Consider the following 549-nt stretch of genomic DNA (forward strand, 5'->3'; position numbering starts at 1 on the left):
TAGCCGGTTGGGGCGGACAATCATTGCAAATGTCCGCCTTTTACATACCGTTGCCTCGTGCATCGCGACGGGCGCTAATTTTGATCACCAGTGACGGCCCTTCCGAAGCTTGGGGGTTCCAAAATGCCTTTCAAACAAGCCGGTTTATACCCGTCCGATCTGGATCTTTGCCAACGCATTTTCGACCAGGTTTGCAGTGACGAGGATATCGCCCGCTCGTCCTTGGACGGCGAGACGCTCGCAATGCGAATATTGGCTGCCTTTCAAGAGGCTGGCCTGGACGAGGCCGATCTGCTCGAGCTCGTCAGATCGAAACGCAAGCTCATTCTTTGTCCCAAAAATTCCCCAGCTGCCAATCTATAGTTCGGAGAGACAGGCGTGGCGCTCAGGCCGGTCGACCTGTTCATTTCCGAACTGCTGCGCGGGGCCAATGAAGTCGATCGGCTGACGATGCCGGCGTGTGCCGGCTTGCTCCGTCGCGCAGCAGCGACGATCAAAGCTATCGTGACGACATCGGCTATTCCGGAACGCCAGCCAATGACACCGGCT

General features: G+C 57.0%; 1 protein-coding gene. It reads left to right on the top strand.

Annotation, left to right across the window (positions count from 1 at the left end; translation table 11 throughout):
* The first annotated feature begins 123 nt into the window (after positions 1–123).
* Positions 124–363: a hypothetical protein gene (locus NKI85_RS37870; RefSeq protein WP_352781026.1), complete on the top strand. Its 240-nt coding sequence runs from the start codon at positions 124–126 to the stop codon at positions 361–363.
* Positions 364–549: the final 186 nt, after the last annotated feature.

This window comes from Mesorhizobium sp. M0571, assembly GCF_040320985.1.
In the GTDB taxonomy this organism is placed as follows: domain Bacteria; phylum Pseudomonadota; class Alphaproteobacteria; order Rhizobiales; family Rhizobiaceae; genus Mesorhizobium.